Consider the following 14,065-nt stretch of genomic DNA (forward strand, 5'->3'; position numbering starts at 1 on the left):
CCCGCGCGCCCTGGCTCCCGTCCGCCCGGGTGCATTCCGGGCCGGGCGGGGGCCGCCTCGCGCCTCAGTACTCGTTGCTCCAGATGAGGTCCAGGCCGCCCGAGCGCGCGTCGCCGTAGTTGCCTTCCAGGCTCCAGCGCGTGCCCAATTGGTACTCGAAGCGCACGGCGTTGGCATTCTCCCCCTGCTGGGGATTGGCGCCGACGCGGCCGGTGTAGCCCACGTAGATTTTGTCCGTCACGTACGTGCCCACCTCCAGCTTGGTGCCGGCGATGCCCGAGTCGCCCGCCTCGATGGAGAGCACGTCCAGCGGCAGCTTCGCCGCCAGCGCCTTGCGTGCCTCGTTGGCCACCAGCGAGCCCACCACGGAGGCGGCCTGCGCGCTGGCCGTCATGGACGCGCCCGAGCCGCGCTCCAGCGTGCGGCGGCCGGTGGCGAGCAGCGTATAGATTTCCGACTCCGGCAGCGGCGGGTCGCTGGTGGGCTTGAGGGTGAGGTCCTGGCCCTGGCCGCGGATGGTGACGAAGACGGTGACCTTGGCGGAGTCGTTGCGGTGCTCGGCGGTGACGTTGATGTACGGCACCGTCGCTGGCCCGGTGAAGCGCACCTGGCTGTCCCGCTGCACGTCGAAGCGGCGGCCCAGCACGTCCACGCGCCCGCGCAGCACGCGCACCTCGCCGAACAGGCGCGCCTCGTCGCGGTACTCCACCCGGAAGTCGTCGGACAGGCCCAGCTCGACATTCACGTCCGAGCCCTTCACCCAGAGGTTGCGCGGCGCATTCACGTTCACCCAGTACGTGCGCAGCGGCGCCTCCTGCTCCACCTCGACGTCCTCGTCGGCCCCGGCCTCGTCCACGGCCCGGGCCAGGTCCGCCGCCTGCGCCGCCACGCCGCTGCCGCCCACGGCGGTCCGGTCAGGCACGCTGGGGGTGGGGTCGGGGAGGTTCTCCTCCTGGTCCTTCTCGGGCGTGCCGGGGGAGGGCTGCTGTTGCCGCTTGCGCTTCTTGCGCTCCACGGGCACGCCGTTGCGCACGAGGACGACATCGCCGGGCCGCTCCAGCGGCTGCAGGTCCTTTCGCCTCAGCTCCGGCAGGACGATGGTGGCCTCTGGGACGGAGACGTTGCGCAGGTTGACGAGCCGCCCCGTCAGCGTGCCTTCAATCTTGGCCCGCATGCTCACCACGGCCATGAGCTGGTCGTCGAAGACGATGGGGAAGTCCTGCGTCACCAGCGGGTGCTCGTTGCCCTTGGGGCTGGACAACTCGTACTCACCCCTGCGGCTGCGCACGGCGGTCAGCGGCGCCTCCAGCCGCAGCGAGCCATTGCCGGCCTTCGCCGACAGCGTCCGCAGGGCGAAGGACTCCTCGGTGGCCTCCAGGGCGAGCTGGATGTCGCGGTACTCGCCCAGGCCCATCAGCCCCAGCAGTCCGTCCTTCCAGGCCAGGGTGCCCTGGAAGGTGGGCGCTCCCACGGTGCCGGCGACGGCGGCGTCCGCCTGCACCACGCCGCCCAGGCTGCGCACCATCTCCGTGACGCCGGAGAGGAAGGACGGGTCGAAGTCGCGCGCCTTGAGCGTCACCTCCAGCGGCGCGCGCGTGTACTGCAGACCCTGTTGTAGCGCGGGCAGTGACACGTCCAGGTCCACGCCGCCGTTCACCATCATCGTTCCGCCCGCTGGCGCGGTGAGGAGCACGTCGAAGTCGGAGCGGGTGCCCTTGTAGACGTAGTGCAGCCGCGCCTGTCCCAGCCCCAGGTCCCCCACGCCCAGCTTCTGCACGCCGGCGGTGAGGTCCAACTCAGGCGTGTCCAGCGTGCCGCGCGCGGCAACCTCCATCGCCAGCACGCCTTGCACGCCCTGGGGGTTGGTGCCCGGCGTGGGCGGAGCGCCCCCCTGGGAGCGCGCCAGTCCGGGCAGCTCCTGCAGCGACACCGGCATCAGCCTGCCGCGGATGCGGAAGGGGATGCGGCCATAGACTTCGCGGTCCTGCAGCGCGCCGAGGGGCGCCAGCAAGGTGGCGTCCAGCTGCGCCAGCGGCCCTTCCTGGCGCTGCACCGCCAGCGCCACCTTCACGTCCTTCTCTCCGCCCGTCACGGTGAGCTGGCCATTCTGCGGAGGGATTCCGTTGGCGGTCGCCCCGGCCACCTGCACGGCCAGCCGGCCCTGCGGCACCAGCACCGAGCCCTGGATGTCCACCTGCGCGGACACCGCGCCGCCCGGCTTGTCCACACCCGGCATTCCTTCGAGCAGGGTGAGGGGCAGCTCGGCCACGCGGGCCTCCAGCTCCAGCGCCGCCGCGAAGACGTCGTCGGGCGTGGGCGGCTTCGCCAGCAGTCCGCCCAGCGTGAAGGGCGTGCGCAGCGCCACGTAGGCCTGCTTCGCCAGCCCCTGCAGCTCCAGGCGCGCGTCCAGCGTGCCGTCCTCCGCGTCCGATGCCGCGCGCAGCTCGAAGGCCAGCGGCGCCTTCAGCGAGAAGCCGGGAGGCGGCACCTCGTAGCGCACGTCCCGGCCGCGCAGGGTGAAGTCCAGCCGGGGCTCGCGCGCCGGGCCCACCACCGCCAGCGTGCCGGCGACGTGGCCGCTCGGGCCCGCGGGCTGCTTCGCCAGCTTCATCACCCCGGCCACGTCCAGGTCCTCCAGGTTCACCTTGAGGGACATGGCGTCCCGGCGGCGCTTCAGCACGCCCTGCACGGGCACGTCGAAGTCCGCCGTGAGCTTCGCCACGGGCAGGTTCGCGGACAGCGTGCCGGTGGCGCGGTCCTTCACGTAGCGCCCGTTCAGCGCCGCCTGGAGTCCCTCGTACCCGCTCACGCGCCCGTCGTCCCAGCGCAGGTTCGCCTCCGCCTCCGGACGGGGCAGCCGCCCGCGCGCCGACACGAAGCCCGTCACCGTGCCGCCCAGGCCGAGCGACTCGGGGACGAAGGCGCGCGGCAGCTTCGTCAGGTCGAACGCGCCCAGCTCCACGCGCGCGGTCACCTGCTCACCCTCCTTGGCGCCGCGCAGCGACAGCGACTGCGGGCCCGAGGTGAGCGTCAGCGCGGGCTCCACCTCCACCCGGCCGCCGCCGAAGCCCACGTGCGTGGGGCGCTGCAGGCTCCAGGTGGCCTCCGGCCAGGACAGGGACAGCGCGTCCACCGCCAGCCCCTGTCCGTCCTCATCCACCAGGCCACCCAGGGTGATGCCGACCTGCGCGTCTCCCTGCACTCGCACGGTGGCGTCCAGCTCGCGCTCGCGCGTGGCGACGGTGGCCGCCAGGTCCTTGAAGGTGCGCCCGCCCGTGCGCAGCTCGGCCACCACCAGCGACGCGTCCGTGTCCAGCGGCCGGGTGACGTCCGGCAGCTCCACCTTCACGGTGATGTCTCTCAGCGCCAGGTCCGCGCCATACGCCAGCGTGGCGAAGCCGCCGTGCGCCTCCAGGCCCGGCGTGCGCAGCGGGCCCTCCACCACGAAGTCCAGCGTGCCGCTGCCCGCCATGGGCGGCACCGCGCCCGGCAGCAGCCGCGACAGCGCCTGCGACAGCAGGGCGAGGTTGCCTGCGGTGAAGCCGCCGTCCACGCGCATCCTCTCCTGGGTGCCCTGGCCCTGCGCGCGGAGCGACGCGCCCGGCAGCAGCACCTGGAGCCGCGACAGCGCGAACTGCCCGTCCTTCGCGCTGGCCTCCAGCTCCACCGGGCCCAGCGGCTGGCCCTGGTACTCGGACGGGGAGACGGTGAGGTCCACCTCGCCGTCCAGCGTCTCCAGGCTCGTGCCGCCGCCTTTGGCGAGCAGGTCCGCGTGGAGCTTCGTCTTCGGGCCCTCCTCCACCAGCTGCGACAGGTCCACGTCCCGCGCCTTCGCGGTGAAGCCGCGGGTGCGCAGGTGCTCCAGGTCCAGGTCGCCTTCCACGTCCAGCGTGGCGTCCGCCGCCTTCGCCAGCGCGTCCACGCGCACCACGTCCCCGTCCAGGCCCGCCGTCCCCTCCAGCGACACGGGCACCACGAGGGGCCACGTGGGTACGAAGCCCTTCAGCAGCGCCGGTGGCGCGGAGAGCTGGCGCACCGTCACCTGCCCTTGCAGTTTCCCCTCCGGCTGGCCCGGGGCCACCTCCGGAGGCAGCTTCAGGTTGCCGCTGGCATCCAGCACCAGCCCGGCGACGCCCAGGTCCACGTCCGCCTGGAGCGCGCCCTCCTCGCCGCCGCCCTTCAGCACCAGTCGCACCGGCCCGGCGACGGGGCGCGTGAGGCCGCCCGTGGCCTCCAGGTCGGCGCCAAAGCCCTGCGTGGCCGCCGCGTAGCGCGCGGAGCCCTTCGCGTCGAAGTCCTCCAGCCGCACCTGGCGCTCGGGGCCGTCCTCCACCTCCTGGCGGAAGTCGACGTAGCCGTCCTCCAGCACCAGCTCGCGCAGGTCCAGCTGGAGCTTGCCCCGGCCCTGGGGGGGCTCCTCGGGCTTGGGGTTGCGGGGCTCCAGCGCGCGGGACAGGTTGAGGCCGCGCTCGTCCTGCGCGAGGTACAGGCGCGGACGCTCCACCTTCACCGAGGTGAGGTCCACGTGCTGGCGCACCAGCGGGCCCAGGCGCACGCGCGCGTCCACCCGGGCGATTTCCGCCACCAGCTCGCCCTCCGGGTCATACAGCTTCAAGTCGGTGAGGACGGCGCCGCCCGGCGACAAGTCCAGGCCCCCCAGCTCGAGGCGCCCGGAGAGCTGCTCGTTCGCCAGCGCCACGCCCTTGCGGACGAGCCACGCCTCTCCGCTGGGGCTGGTGAGGTAGATGAGCGCACCCACCACCAGCAGCACCACCAGCCCCACCAGGCCGAGCAGCCCCCACAGCAGGCGACGCCCCCAGCGCTTGCGGTCGCTCAAAACGCCTCTCCAATCGACAGGTGCAGCGCGCACTGCCCGTCCGGGGCACCCGCGAAGGCGGCGCCGCGGGTCTTCGGGCCGTTGGTACTCCAGCTGCTGCCGATACCGAAGCAGCCCCCGGAGTCGGGATAGATGTACCCCGGGGTGGAGACGGGCAATCCCCCGCCGATGTCCAGGCGGCGCGCGATGTCCAGTCGGATGGGGCCCACCACCGTGAGGTAGCGCAGTCCCACCCCCAGCGCGTGGTAGTGGTCAGGACCGAACAGCTTGGGCGCCTGGCTGTGGCCGAAGTTTTCGATGCCCACCAGGCCCGAGTCGTAGAAGGCCGCCACCATGATGCTCTCCGTGAACTGGTAGCGCAGCTCCAGCGAGCTCTCGAAGTAGCTGTTGCCGCCCACCGGCACGGTGTCCCACTGCTCGTTCTGGGAGATGACGAGGTTCTCCTCATCCCCCACAATCGGCTCGTTCTCCGTGCGTGGCAGGGCGGCCATGGGGGACAGGCGCTGGCCGTTGAAGCCGCGCATGGCGGTGGCGCCGCCGGAGAAGAAGCGGGTGACGATGGAGCTCTGGCCCCCACCCGCCGGGTTCAGCGTGCCCAGCCGCACCTTCGCCGCCAGGATGAGGCGCCGGTCGTTGTCCAGCGGCCGGTAGTAGCGCATGTCCGGCAGCAGGCGCACGTAGGTGTACTTGCCGAAGAAGGGGCCGCCGCCCTTCTGCACGGACAGGCTCAGGTAGTAGCCCTCGCGGGGCTCAATCGGGTCGTCCCGGCGGTCCCACGCGAAGGCCACCTCCAGGTAGCTCAGCGCCTGGTTGCACTGCTCCTGCGCGTCCTCGCAGCCCAGGACGATGGGCGGCACGCGCGCGTCGGCGGAGACGCGGCCCGTCAGCCGGTAGATTTCGAGGTTGTACGAGGGGAAGATGGAGAAGCTGCGGTGGGGCTGCCAGATGACGCCCGCCTTGAGCTTCCCGCCCCAGTAGTCGTACGCCTGCTCCAGGCCCCGCTCCGCGGTGAGCGACGTCTGCAGGCGCAAGTCACGGAAGAGGAAGCGCGGCTGCTCGAACTCGGTGGTGACTTCGAAGATGGGGCCGGCCTTGCTCCGGTCGAGGATGTTGGGGATGAACGCGTAGCCCAGGCGACCGCGCACGGTGAAGCGGCGCAGGCCGCCCCGGAAGTTGCGGTGGGTCCACTCGCCCAGCACGCGGACCTCCTGGCGCGCGGCGTCCACGCCCACGCCGCCGCCCAGCCGCACCGAGCGGAAGGGCGCCTCGCGCACGTCCACCACCACCGGCACCGTGCCGGACTCCCGGTCCGGCGCCCCGCGGTTCACCTTCACCGCGCCGAACACGCCCATGCGGAAGACGCGCGCCTGGGCCTCGGCCAGCGCCGTCTCGCTGTACCAGTCCCCCTTCTTCAGGCTGCCCTGCACCTGCTCGATGATGCGGCGCGGTGGCACCTGGGGGTTGGCGTCCGTGGCCACGAAGGTGTTGCCGAAGCGGTAGCGGACACCCGGCTGGATGCGCAGGTCCACCCTGGCCTCCTGCCGCGTCAGCTCCACCTGCACCTCGCCGCCCACCTCCGCCTCGGCGTAGCCCAGCTCGCGCAGCCGGCCCTCGATGAGCGTCTTCGTCTCCTCCCAGGCCGCCTCGCGGAAGATGTCCCCCTTCTTCAGGGGCAGGTCCGCCAGCACCCGGTTGCGGTGCTCCTCGCGGAACTCCGCTGGCAGCGCGTCCAGGCCGGAGTCATGGATTTCGACAATCCTGGTGGGCTCACCCTCCTTCACCTGGACCTGGAGGGCGACCTCGTCGGGCCCCTGCGGCTTCACCTCGCTGGAGACGACCTCCGCCTCGTAGAAGCCCTGGGCCTGGTAGTAGCGCTGGATGCGGCGCAGGTCGGCCTGCCAGGCGTTGGCGTCGAAGTAGCGCGGCCCGCCAAAGGGCCAGAAGCCCCACCAGGGCGTCTCCGAGGTGAGGATGCGTTCCTTGATGTCACCCTCGCCGACCTGGTCCGTGCCCTGGATGGTCAGGTCATTGACCTTGGGGCCCGAGGGGCGCTCCTGCGTCGTGGCGCAGGCGGCCAGCAGCAGCAGGGCGGTGGTGGTGGCGAGGCGGAGGGTTCGGGGATGGGCGGCGGCCACGGGGTGTTCATAGCCGGAAGGCCCGCCGCTGACTCGCTCCTTGCCAGGGGAAAGACGCGACATTGTCGCATTCCGAGACCTGCGCCGGGGCAACAGTGTCCGGTGCCTCGCGCGGGAAACCCCTCGAAATATACCGAGACGTGCAAGCCGGGCCGAGGTGCGCAAGATTGGCCCCCTATGCCCCTGTCCTGGCGAATGAGAGTCCTGGTGTTCTCCACGCTGGCGGTGCTCGGCTCCGCGTGCGGCGTGGACGATGACGAAGTGGTGCGGCTGAAGGATGGCGAGAGCTTCGCCGACGCGCCCTACTGCGGCTCCTTCGGCTGCGAGGACGTGTTCCAGTTCTGCGCCGAGGTGTTCCTGGAGTTCGGCCGCTCGCCGGCCATCTGCGTCAGCGATGACATCTGCGAGCGGCTGGAGTGCGCCAACCCCGGCCGCCGCTGCGCCGTGTTCGACGGCTTCCCCGGCCAGGTGAAGTGCATCGAGTGACGGCGCGCCCGGAGGCTGCTGGCGTCCGGGTGGGGGCTGCCGCCAGCGCCCGCGTGGGCGGAGGACTCCTCGCGGGAGGTCCTCCGGCGCGGGCCGTGCGGGACTTCAGCGCCGCGCGGAGGCGGTGAGCCACGCCAGGCGCTGACCGGCGTCACGCGTCTGCTCGTCCGTCAGCAGCGCGTCCGCGTTCTGGGTGATGCGGTAGGCCCAGTTCGAGTCGCTCATGGAGCCCGGCAGGTTGATGCGGTCCCTTGTGCCGAGGATGTCCTGCCAGGGCAGCACGCACAAATCGCTGCCGGAGTTGAGCGCCGAGGCCAGCATGGCGCGGTGGACTTCCGGGGTGAACTCGCGCGTGACGGGCACGCCGTTCATCTCCGGCCACGCGCGGGCGGCCGCCTGGCGCTCGTCGTCGCGGGCGCCCTCCCACCACTCGGCCACGGTGTCCGTGTCATGGGTGCCCGTCGTGACGAGGGACACCGCGGGGAACTGGTGCGGGTCCCGGTAGGTGTTGTCGTCGCGCTCCCAGCGCATCACCCGGTAGCCCGGCAGCTTCAGGTCCGCGAGGATGCGGCGCACGAAGGGCGGAATCACGCCCAGGTCCTCGGCGACGATTCCGGCGCCCTCCGACAAGAGCCGGAAGTGCTTCTCGCCCAGGCGCTTGTGGCTCTCCTCGTCCGGGGGGACGAAGCGGCCGGTGGGCGTCTGCTCGTCGCGAATCCACTGGCGGAAGTAGCCCACCGCGTGGTCCACGCGGCGCAAGTCGTAGTAGCTGGCCGCCTTCTTCGCGCGCTTCTTCAGCCACGCGTAGTCGTCCTTCTCCATGGCGGCGAAGTTGAAGTAGGGCAGGCCCCAGTCCTGGCCGGTGGCGGAGAAGTCGTCCGGGGGCACGCCCAGGCGCGCGTCGCGCGGGAGGATGTCCGGGTGGGCCCAGCAGTCCGCGCTGTCCTGGCCGATGATGAAGGGCTCGTCGCCGCACAGCAGCACGCCGCGCGCCCGGGCCTGCTCGCGCACCGCGTCCCACTGCACCTCGGCCACCCACTGCAGCCACGCGTGGTAGCGCACCCGGCGCTCCAGCTCCTTCGACTTGATGCCCAGCGCCTCGGGCTGGCGATGCTTGAGGCCCTCCGGCCACTCCCACCAGGGGCGGCGGTCCTCCTGCTCGCTGATGGCGGTGAAGAGGGCGTAGCTCTCCAGCCACTCGCCCTGCGCGTCGCGCCACTGGCGGAAGGCCTTCGCGCGCTCGGACTGGGGGGCCCAGTGCTGCTGCTCGAAGGTGTCGAAGGCGCGCGCGAAGGCGGCGTCCTTGAGCGGGAAGACGAGGTCGTAGCGCACGCGCGGGGCGGCGCGGGCCTCGGCGAGCTGGCCGCGCTGCGCCTCGGAGAGGGCGGCCTCGCCTCCGGAGGCGATGAACTCCGGCAGCTGCCGCAGGTCGATGAAGAGCGGGTTGAGGCCGAAGGCCGAGCGCGTGGAGTAGGGGGACGGGTCGCCTGGCGCGGTCGGCAGCAGCGGGAGCACCATCAGCAGGCGCTGGCGCGCGGACTTCATCCAGGCGAAGAGGCCGTCCATGGCGCCGAAGTCGCCGATGCCGAAGTCCGTCTGGGAGCGGAGTGAGAAGAGAGGAAGCAGGAGACCGGAGAGCCGGCCAGGTGTGGACATGGTGCGGCGCAATCTGCCCCAGCGGCGCCCCGGTGTGAACTCCTCCGACACCGGGGAATGCGCGGGGGCTCCACTGGCTGACGGAAGGGATTCCGAGCGGCGGCGCCTGTTGTCCGAGGGTACAATTCCCCTGTGAATTGGTTGCTGGAAGACTTCTATGCGCGGCCCGCGCTGGTGGTGGCCCGGGAGCTGCTCGGTACCCTGCTGGTGGTGGAGGAGGGCGGGGTGCGGCGGGTGGGCCGCATCGTCGAGACGGAGGCCTACATCGGGGAGCACGACCTGGCGTGCCATGCCGCCAAGGGTGTCACCCCGCGAACGGAGGTCATGTTCGGGCCGCCGGGACGGGCGTACGTCTACCTCATCTACGGCATGCACAACTGCTTCAACGTGGTGACGGATGCCACCGGGGTGGGGGCGGCGGTGCTGATCCGCGGGGTGGAACCCGTGGAGGGCGTGCCCGAGGGCGAGCGCACGGACGGGCCCGGGCGGGTGTGCAAGGCGCTGGGCCTCACCCGGGAGCACAACCGGGTGGCGCTCTTCTCCCCGGGGCTGCACCTGCTGCCGGGCGAGCCCGTCCCGGAGGCGCGGGTGACCCGGGGGCCTCGAATCGGGGTGGACTACGCGGGGGCCTGGGCCGCGGAGCCCTTCCGGCTATGGGTCCGGGACAGTCGACACGTCAGCAGGCCGCCGTCCAAGAGCGGGGCGCGGAAGCGACCTTGACGGAAGCCCTCCCGGCTGGTTGGGTGCGCCCCGCCATGTCCGACGAGGCCGCCAGGGAAGAGGACCGCCAGCTCCTCGCGAGGGCACAGGATGGGGACGTCTCCGCTTTCGAGGCCCTGGTGGATGCCCACCGGGACAAGGTGTACGGCCTGGCCCTGCGGATGACCCGCTCCGAGGCCGACGCCGCCGAAATCACCCAGGACACCTTCCTGTCCGCCTACCAGCACCTGAAGGACTTCCGGGGGGATGCCGCCTTCGGCTCCTGGGTGCATCGCATCGCCGCCAACCATGCCCTCATGCGCCTGCGCCACCGGCGGGTGGCCCAGGCGGCCGAGCAGGAGCTCCAGGGCCCGGAGTTCACCGAGCGGGGCTCCCTGGCCGAGTACCCCGTCTCGGACTGGAGCCGGGACGCCGAGGAGAAGGCCCTGGACGCCGAGCTGGGCACGGCCATCCAGCAGGCAACCGACCTGCTTCCGCAGGGTTACCGGGAAGTCTTCCTCTTGAAAGACGTGGACGGCCTCAGTTACGAACAGATTGCAGAGACAACGGGGGACTCCATCCCCGCCATCAAGAGCCGTTTGCACCGTGCCCGGCTCGCGCTCCGTGAAGCCATCGATGATTTCTACAACCGGGACAGTCGCGGGGCGTGAAACGCGACGCGGCGCTCGGCATCTTCGACAGGGACGAGGGCGCGCCGCAGCCAGCCGAGGTTCGGATGTACAACTGTAAAGATTCGATCAACCTCCTGCTGGAATTCCTCGATGGCGAGATGTCCGCCGAGGAGGCACAGCATCTGAAGGAGCATCTGCGCGGGTGCAGCCCCTGCGTGGACTTCCTGCGCACGTACCGGGCGACGCCCGGGCTGTGCAAGAAGGCCCTGGCGTCGAAGATGCCCAAGGAAGTCTCCGAGAAGCTGACCGAGTACCTTCGCTCCAAGATCAAGTCCGCCTCGTGAACCTGAAGCAACTGTCGCTCCCGGAGCTGGAGGCCGTGCTGGCCCCGCTCACCCCTTCGCCCACCGCCGTCCGCAAGGTCTTCGCGGCCGTCTTCGCGCATGGCGCGCAGACGGTGGAGGACGTGGCCAACGCCCGGCAGGTGCCGCGCCGCGTCGGAGACTTCCTGCGGGCGCAGGCGGAGCTGCCGAAGCTGGCGGTGGTGGAGCGGCGCCGGGCGGACGACGGCTTCGTGAAGTACCTCTTCGACTCGCCGCTGGGCGGGCGCGTGGAGGCGGTGCGCATCCCCATCTTCGACGAGAAGTACGTCATCTGCGTGTCCAGCCAGGTGGGATGTGCGCTGGCCTGCGACTTCTGCATGACGGGGAAGCTGGGCTTCAAGCGCAACCTCCAGACCTGGGAGATTTTGGACCAGGTGCTCCAGGTGCGCGCGGAGGCGGACCGGCCGGTGCGCGGCGTCGTGTTCATGGGGATGGGCGAGCCGCTGCTGAACTACAAGGAGACGCTGCGGGCGGCGGACATCCTGCGTCACCCGGCGGGGCTCTCCATCGCGGGTGACGCGATTACCTTCTCCACGGCGGGCCATGTGCCGGCCATCCGCCGCTACACGCGCGAGGGCCACCCGTACCGGTTGGCCTTCTCCGTGACGAGCGCGATTCCGGAGAAGCGCGCGCAGGTGCTGCCGATTGAGAAGACGCACCCGCTGCCGGAGCTGATTGAGGCCATCCGCGAGTACAGCACCGTGCGGCGCGAGCGGGCCATGATTGCGTACGTGGCCATCAGCGGGTTCAACCTGGGGCTGGAGGACGCGGAGGCGCTGAAGGCGGCCTTCGAGGGCATCCCCATCAAGGTGGACCTCATCGACGTGACGGACCCGACGGGGAAGTACCTGCCGCCCACGCCCGAGGAGCTGAGCGCCTTCCGGGACCACCTGCAGATTCTCAAGTCGCCGGTGGCGCGGCGGTACTCGGGCGGCAAGGAGATTGGCGCGGCGTGCGGCACGCTGGCGGCCACGCAGTACGGCGGCACGGTGATGCCGCGGCCTGAGTCCACTCCGTAGGCTGTGCTCGGTGGGGCGGCGCTGGAGCCCACGCTCAGCGGGGTGGCTCCGACGGCTGCTCGCGAGCGCGCCGCTCGGTGAGCAGCTCCAATTGGAGTTGCTGGAGCTCCAGCATGCGCTCCCACTGCGCGTGCATCAGGTGGTCCAGCTTCTCGTGCAGCGTGGCCACCTCCAGCTCCGCCTTGAGGTTGACGCGGTAGTCCTGGTCCGCCTGCCGCCTGTCGCGGAGGGCCTGGCGGTTCTGCGACATCATGATGATGGGGGCCTGGAGCGCGGCGACGCAGGACAGGACGAGGTTGAGGAGGATGAAGGGGTAGGGGTCGAAGGGACGCTCTCCGCTCCAGCCTGAATTGAGGAGGACCCAGACTCCGAGCGCGGAGAGGCCGCCCAGCACGAAGGCCCAGGAGCCGCCGACCCGGGCCACGGCGTCCGCCGCGCGCTGGCCGAAGGTGAGGTTGCGGGTGAACTCGCGCTCCAGGTCCTCGGCGACGGTGGAGTGCTGGGCCGCGCGCCGTGCCACGTCCGCTTCGACGGCGGTGAGCTGGCCGCGCTCCTCCTCCAGGCGCGCGGTGACGAGGGCGAGGCGCTCGGCGTCGCGACAGCTCCGGCAGATGACGGCGCCGGGCTCGGCGGCCTCCGGGTGACGCTGGAGGATGTACTGGGAGAGCCCGGCGCGCAGGGCGTCCAGGCGCGCGCGCTCGCGGGCCGGACGCTCCTGGCGGCACACGCTGCACTGGAAGGTGGGCGGAGGGTGGGCTCCGTGGTGGTGCCGCCCGTTGTGCCCGTCTCCGCCGGTACTGGTCGTCATGGCGCCTCCCGCCGGGGTGACTTCTCCCCGCCGTTACTGTGCCACCCCTGCGGGGTGTGAGGACGGAGAGGCTCATGACGCTTCTGATTCCCGGTCCTGGCGGAGGAGCGCACGCGTCCTCATTCAAGGAGTTCGCTGCGCTCCAACACCGAAGCAATCCTGCCCTCCCTGATGACGATGCTCCAGCTCACCCGGTGCCGAAGGAGCGTGACGGGGTCGGTCCCCTCCACCACGAGCGAGGCAGTGTCGCCAGTGATGGAGCAGGATTTCACGTCAGCGTGTTCCCAGGGAGGACTCTGCTCGATGAACCACACGGCGTCATCGCCGGACAAGCCGGCGGGCTCCATCTGATAGGTGAACCCTGGTTCAAACCGACTGCGAAGGTCTGGAACGCTGGTTGGATTCGCCCACCAGCGCAGGAAGTCGGATGCAACCTGTTCTGAATCGTCCACAATGCCCTCGTACCCGTGTGCCCATGGAAGAGGCAGCTAACCTTGGCCTCCTTGATCATCGTGGTGACAGCGCTTTCGATGGCCTGCAACCTGACCTTCCTCCTCAAGGTCCGCTGAGTGCCGAGGTTGAAGACCGTTGGACTGGCTCTCCGAGAGGTGGACCTTCGGGTCCTGCCCATCATCATCAGGTGGTTCGGAAAGAAACCTCACGCTGTGCTGGGTAGATCTGCAGATTCCCCACAGGGAGAGCCTCCCCCTCGGCAACCAGTAGCTGCGCACCGAACTGGGAGATCTCGGCCTCCAAGTCGTCCACCAGGGACAGCATCTGCCCGTTCACCAGCTCCTCGAATCGAGTGAAGAGCGACACGATGCTCGGTGCAGAGCCGGTGAGGTCAATCTCGCCCGACCAAAGACCGCCCAACATCGACACACGAACCAAGCCAATGAGGTTGCCTTGAGCATCGACCAACCGTCCCTTGAGCTTGGAGCGCGACATCGTTGAACGCCTCGGAGAGCCGACACAGGCTACTGTCACAGATGCCGGCGGCACGAGTCTTATCGAGCGTCGGCAGCCATCCGGCTCATTCGGCCATCAACAAATATGCGAGGTAACAGCACAGCCGGGAACGTCCTTGGATTTCCCCAGCCCGCCTGAGCTTTCATCCTCATGCGCCAAGTCTGAGTTCAGCTCTACTCTCGCGGAAAGGAAACCTTCCAATTCTCATCAACGAACTCCACCCGCGCATCGGCTTCTGAATGGCCCAAGGATTTCCACGCTGCCAATGCGGCAGCACATTCGACCGCGTCTGGGCGTGTATCGGCAGTCGCTTCAATGATCGAGATTACCTCTATCGACTGAGGCATACCCCCGCGAGCTTCATGCTCGCGCGCAGCTGACTTCACCCCCCTCTCGACGGCCGCTCCATACTCACGCTTGAGCGCCTCCTGCGTGATACTC

At 70.4% G+C, this 14,065-nt stretch carries 11 protein-coding genes; 5 read left to right on the top strand and 6 right to left on the bottom strand.

The genetic code is table 11. The annotated features are described in order from the left end of the window. Positions 1 to 64: 64 nt before the first annotated feature. Positions 65 to 4,837, bottom strand: a complete 4,773-nt coding sequence (locus G4D85_RS22975) for a translocation/assembly module TamB domain-containing protein (protein ID WP_240359442.1) — start codon at positions 4,835 to 4,837, stop codon at positions 65 to 67. Then, positions 4,834 to 7,035: a BamA/OMP85 family outer membrane protein gene (locus G4D85_RS22980; protein WP_164015453.1), complete on the bottom strand. Its 2,202-nt coding sequence runs from the start codon at positions 7,033 to 7,035 to the stop codon at positions 4,834 to 4,836. Before G4D85_RS22980 ends, G4D85_RS22975 begins: the two co-directional genes overlap by 4 nt. A 144-nt stretch (positions 7,036 to 7,179) precedes the next feature. Here G4D85_RS22980 and G4D85_RS22985 point away from each other — a divergent pair, with 144 nt between their 5' ends. Next, entirely contained in the window at positions 7,180 to 7,458 is a 279-nt protein-coding gene (locus G4D85_RS22985) for a hypothetical protein (RefSeq protein ID WP_420821718.1), read from the top strand. Positions 7,459 to 7,563: 105 nt separating this feature from the next. Here G4D85_RS22985 and G4D85_RS22990 read toward each other — a convergent pair whose 3' ends face one another. Then, positions 7,564 to 9,114, bottom strand: coding sequence for a 4-alpha-glucanotransferase (locus G4D85_RS22990; RefSeq protein WP_164015463.1), 1,551 nt, complete (start codon positions 9,112 to 9,114; stop codon positions 7,564 to 7,566). Positions 9,115 to 9,246: 132 nt separating this feature from the next. Between G4D85_RS22990 and G4D85_RS22995 the strand changes: the two genes are divergently transcribed. From G4D85_RS22995 to G4D85_RS23010, 4 genes are read left to right on the top strand one after another with little or no spacing between them, the layout of a single operon-like run. Continuing rightward, on the top strand, positions 9,247 to 9,834 hold the full coding sequence (locus G4D85_RS22995; RefSeq protein WP_164015465.1) for a DNA-3-methyladenine glycosylase: 588 nt from the start codon (positions 9,247 to 9,249) through the stop codon (positions 9,832 to 9,834). Between the two features lie 35 nt (positions 9,835 to 9,869). Continuing rightward, entirely contained in the window at positions 9,870 to 10,484 is a 615-nt protein-coding gene (locus G4D85_RS23000; RefSeq protein ID WP_164015467.1) for an RNA polymerase sigma factor, read from the top strand. After that, positions 10,481 to 10,789 carry an anti-sigma factor family protein gene (locus G4D85_RS23005; protein WP_240359443.1) on the top strand — a complete coding sequence of 103 codons (309 nt, stop codon included), beginning with the start codon at positions 10,481 to 10,483 and terminating at the stop codon, positions 10,787 to 10,789. Before G4D85_RS23000 ends, G4D85_RS23005 begins: the two co-directional genes overlap by 4 nt. Further along, positions 10,786 to 11,847, top strand: coding sequence for a radical SAM protein (locus G4D85_RS23010; RefSeq protein ID WP_164015469.1), 1,062 nt, complete (start codon positions 10,786 to 10,788; stop codon positions 11,845 to 11,847). Before G4D85_RS23005 ends, G4D85_RS23010 begins: the two co-directional genes overlap by 4 nt. Before the next feature lie 34 nt (positions 11,848 to 11,881). On the opposite strand, the gene G4D85_RS23015 is transcribed toward G4D85_RS23010, so the two are convergent. From G4D85_RS23015 to G4D85_RS23025, 3 genes are all read right to left on the bottom strand, one after another. Further along, positions 11,882 to 12,655, bottom strand: a complete 774-nt coding sequence (locus G4D85_RS23015; protein ID WP_164015471.1) for a DUF1003 domain-containing protein — start codon at positions 12,653 to 12,655, stop codon at positions 11,882 to 11,884. 119 nt (positions 12,656 to 12,774) lie between these two features. After that, complete coding sequence (locus tag G4D85_RS23020) at positions 12,775 to 13,107, bottom strand: hypothetical protein (protein ID WP_164015473.1); 333 nt, start codon at positions 13,105 to 13,107, stop codon at positions 12,775 to 12,777. 184 nt (positions 13,108 to 13,291) lie between these two features. Further along, the gene (locus G4D85_RS23025; protein ID WP_164015475.1) at positions 13,292 to 13,603 is read right to left on the bottom strand and encodes a hypothetical protein; all 312 of its coding nucleotides are present in this window, start codon (positions 13,601 to 13,603) and stop codon (positions 13,292 to 13,294) included. Positions 13,604 to 14,065: the final 462 nt, after the last annotated feature.

The organism is Pyxidicoccus trucidator (genome assembly GCF_010894435.1).
GTDB lineage: Bacteria > Myxococcota > Myxococcia > Myxococcales > Myxococcaceae > Myxococcus > Myxococcus trucidator.